This window comes from Haemophilus influenzae, assembly GCF_001457655.1.
In the GTDB taxonomy this organism is placed as follows: Bacteria; Pseudomonadota; Gammaproteobacteria; order Enterobacterales; family Pasteurellaceae; genus Haemophilus; species Haemophilus influenzae.
In genome coordinates, this window is record NZ_LN831035.1 from 1,458,255 (window position 1) to 1,473,135 (window position 14,881).

Genomic DNA, 14,881 nt, shown 5'->3' on the forward strand with positions numbered 1-14,881 from the left:
TGCAAATAATAAAGAAATAATTAATGGAAAATATTGTAAAATTAAGCTCTACACGAGCATTACAACGATTTCTCTGTGCGAGCGACCTTTTTAATGCCGTCTTCTTTTAAGCCTAGTTCTGTAGCAAGGTAATCAAATACCCCAACTTTAGAAATGGTTGCGGGCACAACTAAAAAACCATCTTTAGTGATGGTTCTTTGTGTAGCTGCTTGAGTGGTTTTGTCTGTAAATTTCATTTATTTACCCCAATAAAAAACTCGGCAATTTCAGGCCGAGTTGAATTTAGTATCTTAAGAGTGATAAAATAAGCCAAGCCACAGGCAATAGGGCATAGCACGTTTCGGACGTTAAGCAGACGCCATTTGTGAGTCAAGCACTATGCGGAGCTTGTGGCTTTCTTTTTCCTTTTAATCCACATTGTTTTAACTGCAATCTTCTTGTGTCTCTTCCTAACTTCCTGCACGCTGAATATTTCGTCATCAATCTCTTTTTTAATCAAAAACGTTTCATTCCCTGAATCGCTTGTCCCAGTGTACTCAATGCTATCAAATGCGGAGACAACCAAAGGCAATAATAAAATGTCTTTTTTTGTAACGGCTCTTTGCCCTCGTTTATTTTCCGCTTTTTCGTTTCCATGTTGTTTCAATATGTGTCGGATGCTTGATTCATCAATACTGTGTTGCCAATCTGTAATATCCAAACCAATACTCTCTTTCGCTAACGTAATTAATTCAGAATTAACCCCACCAAAGTTAGAAAATGACTTATTACCACCTCCACCGATAGAGCTTTCAAATAACTCATCGAGATCCATTTTCCCTGTCTTATTAGGTTCTGCGGCCTGGTAGCTTAATTCGGTTTCTTCTGATTTTAAGTTAACTACATCATCAAGCACTGGAATCTGAACGCATCGACAATTAACATCATGACCAGGGTGACCAGTATCGGCAGGCGGATTGGCATATTCGAATATCTGCCCATCTTTTTCCGCATGGCTTTCTCGCACACGCTCATCACCCGATGTTGACCACATGTATTTTTTTATACCAACCTCTTCATGTCTCGCTTGCGTTAAGGCGGCATTTAATTTTGAGGACTGGTCTCGAGCAATAAACATCGCTCGTTTTTCGGTTGTTTTACCTAAGTCTTTTACTTGTGCTGCAAGGTCTTTATTTAAAGAACCCCGAACCATTGCTTGCATGACGGTATTTTGCACTTTATCAAGATATTGCGAGCGAATAGACTTGATTAACTGGATATTACCAGCGGTCAATGCATTCACTCTTTCAGCAATATTTGGACTATTGCGTAAATAAGCGGATAAATCGATGCCAGTTTGGTTTTTCAAATTGGTTGATACTTCAGCATGGTTTTGTGCATCACCACGACCAACGAAGCCATTGGCGATATTTTCAGCTTGAGAAGTGCGGTCAGATTTTTCGTACTTTTCTAATACTTTCATCAGCGCTTTCGCACTAATCGCCTGGAACCCTTTCGCATCATCCATAAAAAAAGAGCCTTGCGGTTGTTGCATAGCTCTTTCTACATCATCGGTCATCGTTTTGACGAACTGTTTAAGCTGTTGTCTATACCAAAGCTCCGTTCTCTTGCTCATCTTCACTGGCTTGAACTTGCGCATCTTCCGTGTTTTCTGGCTCTTCAAAATTTCCGGCAAATTCATTAACATTTTTCATTTCCTCAATGTCTTCAGCGGAGATATTGGCAAACAAGCCACTTTCGCGCAGTTCGTTTGCTACTTGATATTCATTTACTACGCCATTTTGAATTAACGTATTTGCCGCTGTAGCAAAGGTATTAAGCATATTGACTTGTTGTTCTTGTTTAACCACCGTCAATGGTAAAAACTCAAACCACCAGTCATCAGGTTGCCCACCAAATAATTCATTGCATAGTAATGTATCAAGCACTTCAAGCACAGGACGCAATCTTGTTTCTTGCAATCGATGAATGGATTCGTGGTAGTTTTGAATATCCTCATCTCCACTTGCCAATCCCGAAACAGATTGCCCAAACAAAATGGTGACTGGCATATCTGCCGCACCTGCCACCGCATTGCGAAACTCTGTCAATAAATCTTTTAACCCACCAAAAGATAATTCTTTTCGGTCGTACTCATTTTCCGCATCAAGCAACAGACTATTGGTTGCTGATTTAATCGACTGCACCGCTGAAATAACGTGAGCCACATCATTTTCTAACCCAGCTGAAATCTTGTCAGATAACCCTGCAATTTTGAAAATATCGATTTTACTTTCAAAAATAAGGTCGCCGACATTCGCTGAGGCACTATCAAAGCGTTTAAGTACATCAATAATCTTTTCAAAGTCTGACACACCCCAAACATCATTATCAGATAAAGGTGCATCATTGGCATTGATAATTAATAAACGTGAATGATGCACTAAAACAGATTGTGTGCCGCCAATAATGGTATATTCACTATATCGACCAAAGTTTGGCGAAAACACATCATCATCTCGTTGTCCTGTAGGTGAAATTTTCCATTTAGGTAAGATAATCAACCGCTTTAATCGTTCTGTAGGCTGCAATGGCGAAGTGATGTTAATTGTGTCAGTGACAAGTAATAAACCCACTGCCCCATACAAACTAGACCATTGCAACGCTTTAGTTAATGTCTCACGCAGTTTTAATCTGCGCTCGAGCTTAGTGAACTCGTCTAGCTGTTCAGATTTCAAGTCATTCGAGAAAATATCGCGCCAATTACGCACCATATCTTCCGAACGTTTAATACAAACCTTATTTGCAATCCAGTTATCACGCCATAATGCTTCGATTTGCATTAAGTCATCGGTTAAGCTAAGCCCACGAGCATAATATGTCTGGTCTTGTTTGCTGCCTAACTTTAACGCAAGTGATTTGATGCCATCTAAAATATTCATCTTATAAATCCAGTAGTGATTTAGGTTTTGTCGTGGCGTAGCACATGACTAAAGCATCCGCCATATTTGGAGAAGGTATGCCACGTTTTTTCATATCCTTTTTGCTTTCAACCTTTACCCGCCCGTTATTGTCATAATCAACACGAGGACGTGATAATTCTGCTTTCAAATACTCAAGCTCTTTGATATTGCTCGATAGGCTTATCAGTTCATCGTCAGGGTAAACATCCCCATGCTTTACTGCTCGATAGGTTTTATAGAATCTATCTCGCAACGCCCACCAAGATTGGGCTTTAATGTTCGAAAACATATCTTGATTCTTTTTTCCTTTGATATATTCACGCTCGGGATAAGCAACTGCACCACCAGCATTAAATCCTTCCACTTGTAAAGATTTTGGCAAGCGTTTAAAGTGAGCTTTTACTCCCGCCCCCACGCCAATACTATCGAATATAATCAAATCAGCTTTAAATTTGACCGCACTTTGATTTGTTCGGTTGGCGGAATCAATCACATCGCCATTCTTCCAAACTTCAATGTCAAGCACCACAGAACCGTGAACAAATGCATTATCGTTACTATCCGCACCCTCATCAGCCACATCAAAGCCAACTTTCTTCATTCCTTTAGCGGTAAAACCGAGCTTGAGATGCGCATCCACCGCACATTCAATCCATACAGGCTTAATAATGGCTAAATCGGAATCAGCCACAGGCTCGCCCTCATAAACGTGACGATAAAGTTCATAATCACGCTCACGCATCTGCTCCATATCTTCCATTAATTCTTTCGGAAAATATGGGTTGTCTTGCCAATTCACTAAGACCGATTTACACCGCTCAGGCGGATGAATCACAAAACGCTGATAGGTATCATCAAGAATATTCTTCGGGTTAAAGCTCACAATAATCTGCGAACCGTCTTCACGAATGGTTGGAATCAATATATCCCAACTTTCTTTTGAAACATTCTCGCCTTCTTCTACCCAAACTACATCAATGCCCGTCATTGACTTGATTGATGTGATGTTGGTTTTCAGCCCAGCAAACGTGAAGCGTGAACCGTTTTGCCCGATAATTTGCGTTTTCTGAACATCGAAGAAATTTTGTAGACCTAACATTTCAATCTGATCTGCCAACATCTGAATAACCGAATCAGAAATGGATTTTTGGATCTCACGGCAACACAAAACTCGAACAGGCGATTGATAGGCTCGCAATACTAATGCTCTAGCGATACTAAAACTTTTACCTGAACCTCGCCCACCGTAGAAAATAATAAACGGCCAAATAGATTCAAAGAGCGGTCGGAATTTCGTAGGAAATTGAATATTAAGCTGGCTCATCGCTAAATGTCACATTAATCACAGTAGGTAAGGGCTTGCCATCAGTTGTTACATCAACTTTATTGGTAAACATCCCTAAATGCTTCCCAAGCAATTCAAGGGCTTTATTTGCACCTGTCGGTTCAAAAACGAAACATTCGGTATTAACGCTTTGTGCCGTTCCTTCTTGAGCATTTTTTACCACAGTGGTAATAGTAAGTGGCTTTCTTCCCATACAAATATCACGATACTCTTGCAAGTCCGCAATGATATTATCTAGGGTAAGATTATGGCGTTGTCGGTGCTCTTGTTGAAGCACATCAACCCTTGATCTAATCTTGATCTTATCTAATTCTTTTTTAGCCAATCGGTTTATACTTTCGGACTTCATATCTTGGCAATCATAACTCTGCCGATATGCTTCACTGGCATTCCCCAGCTCAATATAAAGCTGGCAAAATTTTTCTTGTTTAGGTGTTAATCCACGACCAGACGTAGATTTTCCTTTCACGTCTGACATAGGAAATCCTTAAAATACTTGAATAAAACTTATAAAATAGAAAGATGAACCATTTATTAACATTTTATGAAAAAATCATCTTTACCAATCCACTTGAGACAGGTATTCCAGAAGCGGTTGCCAAATTAGCTTTATTGAACGATTATTCTGCATTGCGTGCTTGGCGTGAACACTTAGGTTTAACACAAGCGGAAGTGGCAAGCCGTTTAGGCATTTCTCAAGCTGCTTATTCACAACACGAAAATTCACAGACCTTGCGTAAAAGCACTCGCATTAAAATAGCGACAGCACTTGGCATTAATTCCGCTCAATTAGATTTTTAATCTATTTACCGCCTTTTGCTTGATTAATCCACTTATTAAGATGATCTACTTGGCTTGCGCACTTATCTCGCTCTGCGGTTACCTTAACTAACTGTATGACTACATCGCCGTATGTTTCCCCAGTAAATGCTGTTTTGACACAAGGTGCAGTATAGGCTTGAGGCGGATAAATATATTCTGGTTTAGTCGTGATTTTATTCGTGCAAGCGGTCAAGAACAGACTGAGGCAAACGAGTGTGAGCACAAGGTTGAGTCTTAATGATTGTTTTAACTGATTCAGCATTTTCTGTTGCTATCCTTTCTATTTCATTATTACGCTCTTGTTGCTCAATAATGGCATAACGCTCTTGTTGTAACGCAAGACTTAATGATTTGTTAGCATCTTCTTGTTGCTGGATAGTATTTTCTTGTTGTTTTGTCGTTATTTCCAACTCATCTATAACGCTAGATTGGTAACGCAATGCACCAATCAAAACCACGACAACACCCGCTAACGCCATGTAAATGTACTTAGTCATTATCCGTTACCATTAATGCTCGATAGAGCTTGCAACGCTCATCAATGCCATTTAGTCCACCATTAATTCTTCGCGTAACTTTTTCCACAGAATTAAGCTCAGCCAACTCATAGCATTTCCAATACCACACTGCAGTTTTAACAGATAAATCTAAATTCCCTGCCACATCATCTGGCTCAATATCTCTACCTAACCATTTTCTAAACGCGGCATAATTATCCTTACCTGTGATCTGAATCAGTCCACGACCACGATACTTCCAACCATCTCCACTTTTCTCATCGCCATTACCTAGACGATTAGCATAAACACGATTGGCAATAAGTTCAGGTTTGCGCTCATATTTCTTCGCTATAAGAGGGTCTGGGAAATATTTACGGAAAGTTTTAGAAAGCCCAAGCCAAGAATAATTTAAATTTTCTTTAAATCTTGTAAATCCGCCACTTTCATGTCCACATTGAGCCAAAAACATCGCTTGCTGCATCTTATTCACACAACCTGCTTTTTCTATCTGCGCCGAAATAGCTTGATAAACACCTTTAACTGCGTGTGGAAAAATTTTATTAAATGTCACTTCGGAAATCATCATTGTCATCTTTTTCAATTCTCCGATTAATGAATTTAAATAAAAACTCGCGAATTTTTTCAGTACCAACAAAACCAATCATCGTGCCAAGAAATGAAGAATATTCTGTATGCCCAAATAAATGCGTACAAATTGGCACTGCAACACCCGCAATGGATGCACACATAGCCGCATCAATTAAAACATAACGAATAGCTGGCTTTTTACGCATAAACCCAAATCTTAAAAGAGAAATAAATAACGCCCAAAAAGCACTCTGTGCTGAGCTAGAACTAAGATTTGTTTGCAACCAAGACCATATTAACGCCCACACATCAGGCTCTTTAATTGGCATATATTTTCTCCCGCCTGTTCTTTAGGCAATAAAAAAGCCCCGACCGTTTCCGATCAGGGCTGTAAAATTCTTTCTTGCGTTTGCTATGCACTAAAACCGCAATATAGTACATATGATACACTTTTAGTGTGCACTGTCAAGCGGTTTATGAAGTGCGGTAATTAGTGATGACGTGTCGCAAATATACCCATCGCAATCTTGGTTTAAATTGAGTTCGTATGCTGCCCATAACAACGCCACCGCAAAGAGAATTCTGAACATAATGTATCCTTTTTCGTGAATTTGAGGTGTAAAAATCCGCCACACGGTAAAGTGCGGTCGGATTTTCCGTTGTTTTTAGAAGTCGATTTTGACTGCTTTTGGATTAAAGCCTCGCAAGTGTTTTAATACACGCCAGTTTGTCATTTGGTCGATGTCAAAATCACTTGTGATGCGGTTTAAGATTTGATTGGTAGAGCGTAGCACGCTTAGATACTCGTAAGCCTGCCCGTAGATTTGTGAACTCATATTTGAGCCTAAAACTCTAAAGGCTTTTTCGATATGTTGGAATGTGACGATGCCACGCATGAAAGCGAACCACAACCAAACAAGCTGTTGAAGTTCATACTCGGTAAATTCAAAACTGAATTTCTTTTCGGGTTCTGGCAAGGCGAGCTGTTGCGGTTGAAGTTGATATTTTCCTGTTTTACGAATTTGCGGAAGAACTTCTTCAAATACCCACGCTTCAAATGGTTCAGCTTCTGGTTTACGAGATTTGATGATCAGACGGTAAAGATTTGGTTCATTGATAAAGATCGCTTCCTTTCTACCGCTTGGATAGCTGATATAGCGTTTTGCTATACCAGCTTCTTTACAATGTTTTTTCATTGCATCAGGCGCATTTACATAACCGAGAATATCGCACACATCTGTGCCACAGAACCAAATTTCACTATTAGGATCGGTAATCGTGCGAACTGGGGAATTTTTGAAATTAAATATTGAGAATTGGATTTGAGTAGTCATCTTGATTTCCTTTTGATGGAAGCCCCCGATAAATCGGGCGTTCGACAGCTCAAAACTGGTCAAGAATCCAGCGGACTTATTCCCTTTCGGTATTGTATTAGTCGCACTGTCGAACATTGATTGATAATTTTCTTTTTATGCGTTGTAAGTCTTAATGGCAATAAAACAAACAAGGTAAATTTTACGCATAAAAAAATCACGCTGACGGGGTGAGTTACCGTTCTTGATAAGGCTTTTGAGACCTTGAATAAAATAGTAGAGGAAAATTTTGAGAATGTAAAGCATAAAATAATGCTTTACTTAAATATAATTTAGCATTATGCTAATAAAAGTTATAAATAAGCAATGGAGCAACATATGGTTTCTACCTCCTTAACGGCTGAAAAACGTAAAGAACGAGCCGAGAAAGCAGCGTTAGCACGCTGGGAACATAAAAAAGCACTAGAAGAACTCCCTTTAGCTATTCACGAAGGCGTATTAAGCATTGGTGATAAATCGCTTGATGTGGCAGTGCTTCAAAATGACTTACGCATTATTTCAAGTGCTTCTGTTTTTGAAGCATTAGATCGCCCAAATCGTGGTTCTCGTGGTGGCGCAATAACAGAAAACGAAGAATTGATCAAACTCCCTGCGTTTATGGATGCAAATAATCTAAAACCATTTATTAATCAAGATGTTATAGATGTGATCAAAGGGGTTAAATATCGCACCAAAGACGGTAAAATTAAGGAAGGATATGATGCGACTATTTTACCTGTCGTGTGTGATATTTATCTACGAGCACGTGAAGAAGGGGCGTTGGTTGGTAAGCAACAAAACACCGCCCAAAAAGCAGAAATTCTAATCCGCTCTTTAGCCAAAGTGGGCATTGTGGCATTAGTGGATGAAGTCACCGGCTATCAAGATGCACGAGCCAAAGACGCACTCGCAAAAATTTTTGAAGCCTTTGTCGCAAAAGAATTACAACCTTGGGTTAAAACCTTTCCTTTAGACTATTACAAGGAATTATGTCGTTTATATGGCGTTCAATTCCCTCCGAAAAATAATAATCAATTTCCACAATTCTTCGGGCATATTACAAACAACGCCGTGTATGCCCGACTCGCTCCAGAGTTATTACCAGAACTCAAAAAATCGGCAAGTAAACAAGCAAAAAAAGTAAAATTACACCAGTTTTTAACGGAAGACGTAGGGCACCCTAAATTGCGTGAACATTTATCTTCTATCGTTACACTTTTAAAGCTATCTAAAGATAAAGATAATTTTTATGAAATGTTAGATAAGATACACCCCAAACTCACACTTCAAGAAGGACAAGAATAGAAAGAATACCTACCCTTGAAATAAATGCGGTCAAAATAGACCGCACTTTTCAGGCAATAAATAAACATTGCTTGCCTTCTGTTGATAATAGCAATAAAAGTGATGTTTTTACCGTTTTCAATCGATTGAAATATTCACGCCGTGAAATATGTAAATATCGCCAAATTTCTTGTTTTTCCCATCTCTTGATATAAGTCAGAACGAATACATCATAAAGTTCTGGTGTGACTTTTCTAATTACACCAAGGTAGCCATCAATTTCCATGCCTAATTCATCGCTTATAGGACGCATACGATATTTTTCAGCATAACGAGCATCACATTTCATCTCTGCAAACCCTGCGGCTACACGTGGAAATTCAGTCTCATAACGAGGTGTAGCCCAATAACCAAATTCAACTGAAATCACATCAATATTCACGTAAGCTCCTTAATTTTTGCCTTGTAATGCTTAATCATCGCCTTGCAATCTTAAATCTAAGCTTATTCCAGTAGATTTCACTTCAAATCTATTTTTATACTTAGTAGTAGTGTGCTTAACTGCTGCATTTGGATGTGTTGAACTTGTCTCAAATAATGCTATTTCTATGCTCCACCCATCTCTAATTCTTCTCAAGATTGTATTCCCAGCTACTGTTACGCCATCTTGTCTAGCCCACTCAGCTGCTGTCATTGTTAATCCATTAAAAGTTATTTTAGAATGACCTTTGTGTGTATATTTAGGTATTAATGTGTGACTTCTCATTACGTTACAAGCTCGGCAAATTGGTCTAAGGTTTTCTAGCGTGTTGTTGGTAATGTCATTATCAATATGATCGATGTGACAACTGCTCCAAGTTAGCTTGCAGCCACAAAGCTTGCAGTTAGGTAAATTATTTTGATAAATGCTATAAATCACAAATCTATGCTCATAAACATACCCATCGCTCATTGCTAATTGGTGTCTTGGTTCGAAAATTAACTGATAACCCTTTCCATTGTGTCTTCTGTATTTTCGGATTGGTTTCGGAAGAAGATCATAAGTTCCGTTTCTCATAAATCTAAAATAGTGCATTTGGCAAACGCAATCAGCTTTATACATAGCCTCTCTGTTGCAACCATCAATCTTGCATTTCATTTTCTAATTCCTTGTTCTTCAATCTGTATAGTTTTAGCATTTCTTTAAGCTCAGAAATTTCCCATTTTTTAATTCGATGTTGATTTTCTTCCAACCACTCAACCTCTTGCTCGCCAATCTTCTCGACTAGTCTTGGTCTATATCCATGTATATTTCCGCCACCTACGTCTGATACAGCCAGAATGGATATTCCTCTCATCAAATCTTAAAAATGAGCTTCTTCCCTGCGGAATAAAATGAGACGCTTGAAAACTAGGTTTCCATACCGTTCCACAAGCAATACAAGGTTGTCCTTTATCTCTCAATCTTATAAATTTATTTACCTCTTTTTGAAGAGCTTTTAGCCAATGCCCTCTCACCATCTAGTAATCTTTTTTTACGCTCTATCTGTTCTTGTTTTTCCGCTTTCTTTTGCCTTTTTCTTGATTGTTCTCGGACTAATTTAATCGCACATTCAGGCGAGCAAACTTTTTGTGTTGAGCTAAAGGTTTTTACAAACGCTTTGCCACAAACTTTGCATTTATACTCTTTCGCCATTAGCCAAACACCATATTAAAAATTACCCAAACTGCCACAATAAAAAGCACGATTTTTAACTCTAAGATCTCGTCATCATTTAAGCGTTTCATTTAAAGCCCCCATCTATCGTTAAATCTCACGCCATTTTGCACGCCCCAACTGGTAATGTACTCTATTAGGCTTGCTAGTCGTTTTACGCTCATTTGAGCGGTGCTTTCTCGTAGATTGATAACTTCCCCCTCAAGCCCGATTACCATTTCAGCCTGACCGCCTGTTGCAATTTTGTGAGCCGATACCATAATCATTTTCCACGTGTCGATGTCTCGCTTTTTACCGTTAAATTCGCACTGTTTGCTAATATCGCTTAGTAGTGCGTGAAGTTTTGAGTTCTGCTCAAGTGAGCGTGTTATTGGTTGGATTTTGACTACCAACGGCTTTTTATCGTCTATTGGCAGCTCTTTGATTAAATCCAAGCAATTATTTTTAATGCGTTGATCACGTAAAAAGAAAGGTTTGTATTGGCTCATAACATCATTCCCAACGCTTGAATAACATCGCAATACTCATTCTTTATACTCCACACCTAAATCTTCCAACCCAAAATAACCGCAAGATTTTGTTCGATTTACTGCGCTGTATTTACTTACCTGCGGAAACGGTATCGGCTCAATTAAGTGACCGTTACAACGAAAACGATCGTCATCCCATTCGCTGCTCGATATAAAATAATCTGGCGTATAAAAATCCTCTAATTCCGCACCGCACTTTGGGCATTTGTAGCTTGTCATTGCAATACCCCTTTCATCATTGCCATCAAGCTATCGCGCGCCTTATCAGCCTTCGCTTTATCGTAAAAACTTGGTTTTACTGGAATCATTTTCGGAATATCCTCAAAAGGAAAATTCGACCGCACTTTTTCTGCCGCTTCTATGAGTAATTTCGGAATAGCTTTCAACGTGTCCTCTTCCGATTTTTTCTTGCACTTTTCGTACAGATTTTTAAGCAACCAAAATTCCACTTTTGAACGATATTGAAATTCATCCCGATTGAATCGGGCATAGCCTAAGAAAGTGTTATAACGTTGGTATAGTTCCGCTTCGTTCGGTAAACCTAGTGCGTGATAGTCGTAGGCTTTGCACCAATAAACAAACAACCCTACGCTAGGTAAAAATTTATCAAGCGATTTTTCCGCTTCACAAATCCCATTCTCCAACTGAGGTCTCGTAATTTTTTCTCGTACCAACACACGCAACCAAGTTTTTTTAGCAGAGAGATAATCCGCTTCGGTTTCAAAGGCTGCACGCCAACCAGGAAAAATCGATTTAAGCTCTTGAAAGAGCCAGTTAATCGTCTCTTCCGCACGCTGTGTGCGTTCTGGTGGGAGCGTGTTAATTTGGTTTTGTGTTATGGAATTTGCCATTGTGTACCGTCCACTATGAAATTCATTCCTGCAGACCAGCCTGTCTGCGTATCGTCAAATTTGGGTTTGTTGCGGTGTGATTGCCCTAAGTGCGGTGAATTTGGTCGCAGTTTTTCATCACGCCAATCCCACGATGCGTTAAATCCCTGCCAGTTGCGTTCGATGCAAATTTCCACCGCTTCACAAATCGAAATCCCAGCCTTGTCCGCCTGTTTTTGCAGACGGTTGAGTTGCGTTTGATTAATGACGCCCTTTTTGGCTTTGCGGTGTGCGATAAAATCTTTCGCCAGTTGTCCGGTAATACCGAACTGCTCAAGCAACATTTCGGCTTCGCTTTTTTGCGTAGTTTTTTTAGGTTCATTGACTGGTTCTAAAGAGTGACTGGTTCTGGGTGAAATATTTTCACTACCCCCTAGTGCAAAATTTTCACTACCTAGTGAAATATTTTCACTACCCAGTGCAAAATTTTCACTACCTTGTTCAAGGTGTAAAAAGTATAAATTTGAGATGGAACCATCTTTATTTTTACGTTCTTTTTTGCTTACTAATCCCATTTTGATTAAATATTCAATGTGATTGATTGCACTACGTCGGGTCATCTCGCATTTATCGGCAATGTATTGATAACTTGGGAAACAAATTCCATCATCATTGGCATTATCAGCCAGTTTTAAAAGCACAAGTTTTCTAGCAGGATTACCAACCTTACAATTCATTGCTTGAACCATTAATCGCATACTCATAACATCAACTCCGAAGCATAACGTGACGCAATAAATTCAATGCCTTTGCTTGTTACACGTGTCTGTGTGTAATTGTGACCGTGTTCAGCGGTACCTGTTTTAACCGTAAAAAGATCTTTGGTGCGTGCCGATTGATAAGGCAAAAGCACGCCAGATTGACGATACAAATATTTATCTTCCACCAAGCGATTGACTAATGCACGCTCAGGCATTTTTAAAATCTTCGCCGTCTCACGAAATGATTTACTCGTCCCTACTTCCACATAGTGATCAACAAAAGCGACTTTAGGCGCATTACGCTCTTTTTCTGCTTGTAACTGAGCGGCTAACATCAACGCCTCAGAAAAAGATTGCGGAATAAGTGCGGTTGGTTTTTGTTGATTTTCCAACGCTTGCCAGCGATCGACAATTGCCGCAGTAAATTCAGGACAATTCTGAGCAACAACAATTAAACTATCTCGTTTGGTTAGATGGTACTCATAATAAGTCTGACCGTTCTGTGGATGGGTGTAAGCCATTGGCTGATACCCCCAAATCACCTCTTTTGCGATAAGTCTTTCGATTGAACGACACAGATCGCTGTGGTTTTTATTGATTAATTCCGCAATTTCACGACTACTCATCGTCAAAGTGCTTGTGTTTTCTTTCGAAATCGTTAATAATTGATTCATCTGTATATTCCTTAATGAATTAGCCACGAAATCTCCTCGTGGCTTTTTTTATTTCTTGTGTAACACAATCGCACATTCAATCGAATGTTGCGTCGCTGCCAAATGTTTACTCAATGCTTGACGTATTTTGTCTTCTTCTTTCGAAGTGATTTCGCCGTCTTCTAACGCTGTTTCTAATGCAGCAAATAACAAGCCTCGTGCGGAAAGCTCGTGCAGTTGTAAATTAGCAAGCTCAACCTTGTCTAATTCATTCTCTGCTACATCAGGTACAAAACGCCCACCAGCCAAACGGCATAGTTCATCAATAAATTGCGTGCAGCCATATTCTTGCTGAATCGCAATTAATTCTTCATTTTTGAATCGCTGACCCTTTGTTTGATAAAGACGATTCTTTAATTCACTTTCGGTAAAACCTAGGAATCCAGCTACCGCACTTCTCCCCCCAGGAATCCGATCAACCATTTCGATAATAACTTTCTTCATTTCCATAATTTTTGCCTTATTTTTATGGTTTTCTTTTTGGTAAAGGTTGGTAAATTAATCCCACAAATCAGGACGTAATTCGGATTTCTTGACTTTTCCATCTGTAAGTTCTTCAATCTTTGCGCAACGTTCCGCAGGTACTTTTTCACGCCACTTGGAAACAGCCCAAGGGGTAAGATTGAAATGTCGAGCCATAGCCGAAATACCGCCCACGATTTCATAAGCTTTTTCGATTGGTAGCATTTTAACCTCTTTATTCTATTTAAAGTAGTATAATTCTACTATTAAAAATAGAATTGAATCAACCATTTTAATTTTGTATCTTCTACCTTTAGTAGAATAAAGGAGTGTCTATGACAGATTTAGCAAGCCGACTTAATGAATTAATGGCTAAACAAGGCAAAAATATTGTGGATTTACAAAAAGCTGTTGGCGTAACCTATGAAATGGCTAGACGTTACACTTTAGGCACTGCAACCCCGAGAGATAATAAAATTGAAGCTATAGCGAAGTACTTTGGAGTTACCCCTGCTCATTTGAAATACGGAACAGTCGATTCTTTAGAAAATCAAGTAACTTCTAATGTGAAAGACGTTGGCTCATTCGACTTATGGGATCGCAATACTCCACTAAATAGCGATGAATACGCCGTTCCGTTTTATCAAGACATTCGCCTTGCTGCTGGAAACGGATTTGCTGATGACATAGCGGACTATAACAACTTCAAATTGCGTTTTTCCAAATCAACACTACGTAAACAAGGCGTACAGTACGAAAATGCGGTATGTGTGATTGCTGACGGAAACTCGATGGAGCCTGTTATTCCGGATGGAACAACAGTTGGCATTGATCTTGGTAATAAAACAATCCGAGATGGGAAAATATACGCAATAAATCACGGTGGGCTACTACGCATAAAGCTACTTTACAATATGCCAAACGAACAAGTGAAAATCCGCAGTTATAACACCGAAGAACACCCTGATGAAATAGCAGAACTACAAGATATTTCTGTGTTAGGGAAAGTGTTTTGGTATTCAGTATTATTATAGAAAACATAATAACTAAAACGAC

The 14,881-nt window shown here is 39.2% G+C and carries 22 protein-coding genes and 2 pseudogenes; 3 read left to right on the top strand and 21 right to left on the bottom strand.

Going from position 1 to position 14,881, the window contains the following annotated elements; translation table 11 throughout:
* Positions 1–62 precede the first annotated feature (62 nt).
* From AT683_RS07105 to AT683_RS07125, 5 genes and pseudogenes are all read right to left on the bottom strand, one after another.
* A pseudogene (locus AT683_RS07105) lies at positions 63–236 on the bottom strand (DUF2213 domain-containing protein); the annotation flags it as partial.
* Between the two features lie 140 nt (positions 237–376).
* The gene (locus tag AT683_RS07110) at positions 377–1,687 is read right to left on the bottom strand and encodes a phage minor head protein (protein WP_075913359.1); all 1,311 of its coding nucleotides are present in this window, start codon (positions 1,685–1,687) and stop codon (positions 377–379) included.
* Complete coding sequence (locus AT683_RS07115; RefSeq protein ID WP_011272621.1) at positions 1,587–2,921, bottom strand: DUF1073 domain-containing protein; 1,335 nt, start codon at positions 2,919–2,921, stop codon at positions 1,587–1,589. The genes AT683_RS07110 and AT683_RS07115 overlap by 101 nt, the downstream gene beginning before the upstream one ends.
* Position 2,922: 1 nt before the next feature.
* On the bottom strand, positions 2,923–4,266 hold the full coding sequence (locus AT683_RS07120; RefSeq protein WP_011272620.1) for a PBSX family phage terminase large subunit: 1,344 nt from the start codon (positions 4,264–4,266) through the stop codon (positions 2,923–2,925).
* Positions 4,253–4,765, bottom strand: a complete 513-nt coding sequence (locus AT683_RS07125; protein WP_011272619.1) for a terminase small subunit — start codon at positions 4,763–4,765, stop codon at positions 4,253–4,255. The genes AT683_RS07120 and AT683_RS07125 overlap by 14 nt, the downstream gene beginning before the upstream one ends.
* Positions 4,766–4,809: 44 nt before the next feature.
* Here AT683_RS07125 and AT683_RS07130 point away from each other — a divergent pair, with 44 nt between their 5' ends.
* Positions 4,810–5,088, top strand: a complete 279-nt coding sequence (locus AT683_RS07130; protein WP_011272618.1) for a helix-turn-helix domain-containing protein — start codon at positions 4,810–4,812, stop codon at positions 5,086–5,088.
* A gap of 1 nt (position 5,089) precedes the next feature.
* Here AT683_RS07130 and lysC read toward each other — a convergent pair whose 3' ends face one another.
* The 6 genes from lysC to AT683_RS07155 all read right to left on the bottom strand — a co-directional run bounded on the left by lysC (position 5,090) and on the right by AT683_RS07155 (position 7,531).
* Positions 5,090–5,371 carry an Rz1-like lysis system protein LysC gene (gene lysC, locus AT683_RS07135; RefSeq protein WP_005693951.1) on the bottom strand — a complete coding sequence of 94 codons (282 nt, stop codon included), beginning with the start codon at positions 5,369–5,371 and terminating at the stop codon, positions 5,090–5,092.
* Positions 5,283–5,606: a DUF2570 family protein gene (locus AT683_RS07140; RefSeq protein ID WP_011272617.1), complete on the bottom strand. Its 324-nt coding sequence runs from the start codon at positions 5,604–5,606 to the stop codon at positions 5,283–5,285. The genes lysC and AT683_RS07140 overlap by 89 nt, the downstream gene beginning before the upstream one ends.
* Entirely contained in the window at positions 5,599–6,201 is a 603-nt protein-coding gene (locus tag AT683_RS07145) for a glycoside hydrolase family 19 protein (protein WP_032826234.1), read from the bottom strand. Before AT683_RS07145 ends, AT683_RS07140 begins: the two co-directional genes overlap by 8 nt.
* Positions 6,170–6,526, bottom strand: a complete 357-nt coding sequence (locus AT683_RS07150; protein WP_005650535.1) for a phage holin, lambda family — start codon at positions 6,524–6,526, stop codon at positions 6,170–6,172. The genes AT683_RS07145 and AT683_RS07150 overlap by 32 nt, the downstream gene beginning before the upstream one ends.
* Positions 6,527–6,649: 123 nt before the next feature.
* Positions 6,650–6,787: a hypothetical protein gene (locus AT683_RS09705; protein WP_015702297.1), complete on the bottom strand. Its 138-nt coding sequence runs from the start codon at positions 6,785–6,787 to the stop codon at positions 6,650–6,652.
* Positions 6,788–6,862: 75 nt separating this feature from the next.
* On the bottom strand, positions 6,863–7,531 hold the full coding sequence (locus AT683_RS07155) for a P22AR C-terminal domain-containing protein (protein WP_038441183.1): 669 nt from the start codon (positions 7,529–7,531) through the stop codon (positions 6,863–6,865).
* A 357-nt stretch (positions 7,532–7,888) separates the two neighbouring features.
* Between AT683_RS07155 and AT683_RS07160 the strand changes: the two genes are divergently transcribed.
* The gene (locus AT683_RS07160) at positions 7,889–8,854 is read left to right on the top strand and encodes a P63C domain-containing protein (protein WP_005666914.1); all 966 of its coding nucleotides are present in this window, start codon (positions 7,889–7,891) and stop codon (positions 8,852–8,854) included.
* Positions 8,855–8,903: 49 nt separating this feature from the next.
* Here AT683_RS07160 and AT683_RS07165 read toward each other — a convergent pair whose 3' ends face one another.
* From AT683_RS07165 to AT683_RS07210, 10 genes and pseudogenes are all read right to left on the bottom strand, one after another.
* Positions 8,904–9,275, bottom strand: coding sequence for an antiterminator Q family protein (locus tag AT683_RS07165; RefSeq protein WP_005650528.1), 372 nt, complete (start codon positions 9,273–9,275; stop codon positions 8,904–8,906).
* Between the two features lie 30 nt (positions 9,276–9,305).
* Complete coding sequence (locus AT683_RS07170) at positions 9,306–9,971, bottom strand: HNH endonuclease signature motif containing protein (protein WP_058222221.1); 666 nt, start codon at positions 9,969–9,971, stop codon at positions 9,306–9,308.
* Positions 9,955–10,508 (bottom strand): annotated as a pseudogene (locus AT683_RS07175) (recombination protein NinG). Before AT683_RS07175 ends, AT683_RS07170 begins: the two are co-directional and overlap by 17 nt.
* Positions 10,509–10,600: 92 nt before the next feature.
* Positions 10,601–11,017, bottom strand: a complete 417-nt coding sequence (locus tag AT683_RS07180) for a recombination protein NinB (protein ID WP_042593421.1) — start codon at positions 11,015–11,017, stop codon at positions 10,601–10,603.
* Positions 11,018–11,053: 36 nt separating this feature from the next.
* Complete coding sequence (locus AT683_RS07185; protein WP_005633909.1) at positions 11,054–11,278, bottom strand: hypothetical protein; 225 nt, start codon at positions 11,276–11,278, stop codon at positions 11,054–11,056.
* Positions 11,275–11,910 (bottom strand): replication protein P, encoded by a 636-nt coding sequence (locus AT683_RS07190; protein WP_038440679.1) that lies wholly within the window; start codon positions 11,908–11,910, stop codon positions 11,275–11,277. Before AT683_RS07190 ends, AT683_RS07185 begins: the two co-directional genes overlap by 4 nt.
* Entirely contained in the window at positions 11,895–12,653 is a 759-nt protein-coding gene (locus AT683_RS07195; RefSeq protein ID WP_011272607.1) for a helix-turn-helix domain-containing protein, read from the bottom strand. The genes AT683_RS07190 and AT683_RS07195 overlap by 16 nt, the downstream gene beginning before the upstream one ends.
* Positions 12,650–13,324 carry a phage antirepressor KilAC domain-containing protein gene (locus AT683_RS07200; RefSeq protein WP_011272606.1) on the bottom strand — a complete coding sequence of 225 codons (675 nt, stop codon included), beginning with the start codon at positions 13,322–13,324 and terminating at the stop codon, positions 12,650–12,652. Before AT683_RS07200 ends, AT683_RS07195 begins: the two co-directional genes overlap by 4 nt.
* A 48-nt stretch (positions 13,325–13,372) precedes the next feature.
* Positions 13,373–13,813 carry a YmfL family putative regulatory protein gene (locus AT683_RS07205; protein WP_011272605.1) on the bottom strand — a complete coding sequence of 147 codons (441 nt, stop codon included), beginning with the start codon at positions 13,811–13,813 and terminating at the stop codon, positions 13,373–13,375.
* Between the two features lie 48 nt (positions 13,814–13,861).
* Positions 13,862–14,050 carry a transcriptional regulator gene (locus tag AT683_RS07210; RefSeq protein ID WP_005650512.1) on the bottom strand — a complete coding sequence of 63 codons (189 nt, stop codon included), beginning with the start codon at positions 14,048–14,050 and terminating at the stop codon, positions 13,862–13,864.
* A 110-nt stretch (positions 14,051–14,160) separates the two neighbouring features.
* On the opposite strand from AT683_RS07210, the gene AT683_RS07215 reads away from it, so the two are divergent.
* A complete protein-coding gene (locus tag AT683_RS07215; protein ID WP_005650509.1) occupies positions 14,161–14,859 on the top strand; it encodes a LexA family transcriptional regulator in 699 nt (232 codons plus the stop codon).
* Positions 14,860–14,881 lie beyond the last annotated feature (22 nt).

Excerpts from the sequence above, each read along its gene's own strand:
- AT683_RS07110 (WP_075913359.1), bottom strand. The coding sequence starts at position 1,687 with ATGTTAATGAATTTGCCGGAAATTTTGAAGAGCCAGAAAACACGGAAG.
- AT683_RS07115 (WP_011272621.1), bottom strand. The coding sequence starts at position 2,921 with ATGAATATTTTAGATGGCATCAAATCACTTGCGTTAAAGTTAGGCAGC.
- AT683_RS07120 (WP_011272620.1), bottom strand. The coding sequence starts at position 4,266 with ATGAGCCAGCTTAATATTCAATTTCCTACGAAATTCCGACCGCTCTTT.
- AT683_RS07125 (WP_011272619.1), bottom strand. The coding sequence starts at position 4,765 with ATGTCAGACGTGAAAGGAAAATCTACGTCTGGTCGTGGATTAACACCT.
- AT683_RS07130 (WP_011272618.1), top strand. The coding sequence starts at position 4,810 with ATGAACCATTTATTAACATTTTATGAAAAAATCATCTTTACCAATCCA.
- lysC (WP_005693951.1), bottom strand. The coding sequence starts at position 5,371 with ATGCTGAATCAGTTAAAACAATCATTAAGACTCAACCTTGTGCTCACA.
- AT683_RS07140 (WP_011272617.1), bottom strand. The coding sequence starts at position 5,606 with ATGACTAAGTACATTTACATGGCGTTAGCGGGTGTTGTCGTGGTTTTG.
- AT683_RS07145 (WP_032826234.1), bottom strand. The coding sequence starts at position 6,201 with ATGACAATGATGATTTCCGAAGTGACATTTAATAAAATTTTTCCACAC.
- AT683_RS07150 (WP_005650535.1), bottom strand. The coding sequence starts at position 6,526 with ATGCCAATTAAAGAGCCTGATGTGTGGGCGTTAATATGGTCTTGGTTG.
- AT683_RS09705 (WP_015702297.1), bottom strand. The coding sequence starts at position 6,787 with ATGTTCAGAATTCTCTTTGCGGTGGCGTTGTTATGGGCAGCATACGAA.
- AT683_RS07155 (WP_038441183.1), bottom strand. The coding sequence starts at position 7,531 with ATGACTACTCAAATCCAATTCTCAATATTTAATTTCAAAAATTCCCCA.
- AT683_RS07160 (WP_005666914.1), top strand. The coding sequence starts at position 7,889 with ATGGTTTCTACCTCCTTAACGGCTGAAAAACGTAAAGAACGAGCCGAG.
- AT683_RS07170 (WP_058222221.1), bottom strand. The coding sequence starts at position 9,971 with ATGAAATGCAAGATTGATGGTTGCAACAGAGAGGCTATGTATAAAGCT.
- AT683_RS07180 (WP_042593421.1), bottom strand. The coding sequence starts at position 11,017 with ATGAGCCAATACAAACCTTTCTTTTTACGTGATCAACGCATTAAAAAT.
- AT683_RS07185 (WP_005633909.1), bottom strand. The coding sequence starts at position 11,278 with ATGACAAGCTACAAATGCCCAAAGTGCGGTGCGGAATTAGAGGATTTT.
- AT683_RS07190 (WP_038440679.1), bottom strand. The coding sequence starts at position 11,910 with ATGGCAAATTCCATAACACAAAACCAAATTAACACGCTCCCACCAGAA.
- AT683_RS07195 (WP_011272607.1), bottom strand. The coding sequence starts at position 12,653 with ATGAGTATGCGATTAATGGTTCAAGCAATGAATTGTAAGGTTGGTAAT.
- AT683_RS07200 (WP_011272606.1), bottom strand. The coding sequence starts at position 13,324 with ATGAATCAATTATTAACGATTTCGAAAGAAAACACAAGCACTTTGACG.
- AT683_RS07205 (WP_011272605.1), bottom strand. The coding sequence starts at position 13,813 with ATGGAAATGAAGAAAGTTATTATCGAAATGGTTGATCGGATTCCTGGG.
- AT683_RS07210 (WP_005650512.1), bottom strand. The coding sequence starts at position 14,050 with ATGCTACCAATCGAAAAAGCTTATGAAATCGTGGGCGGTATTTCGGCT.
- AT683_RS07215 (WP_005650509.1), top strand. The coding sequence starts at position 14,161 with ATGACAGATTTAGCAAGCCGACTTAATGAATTAATGGCTAAACAAGGC.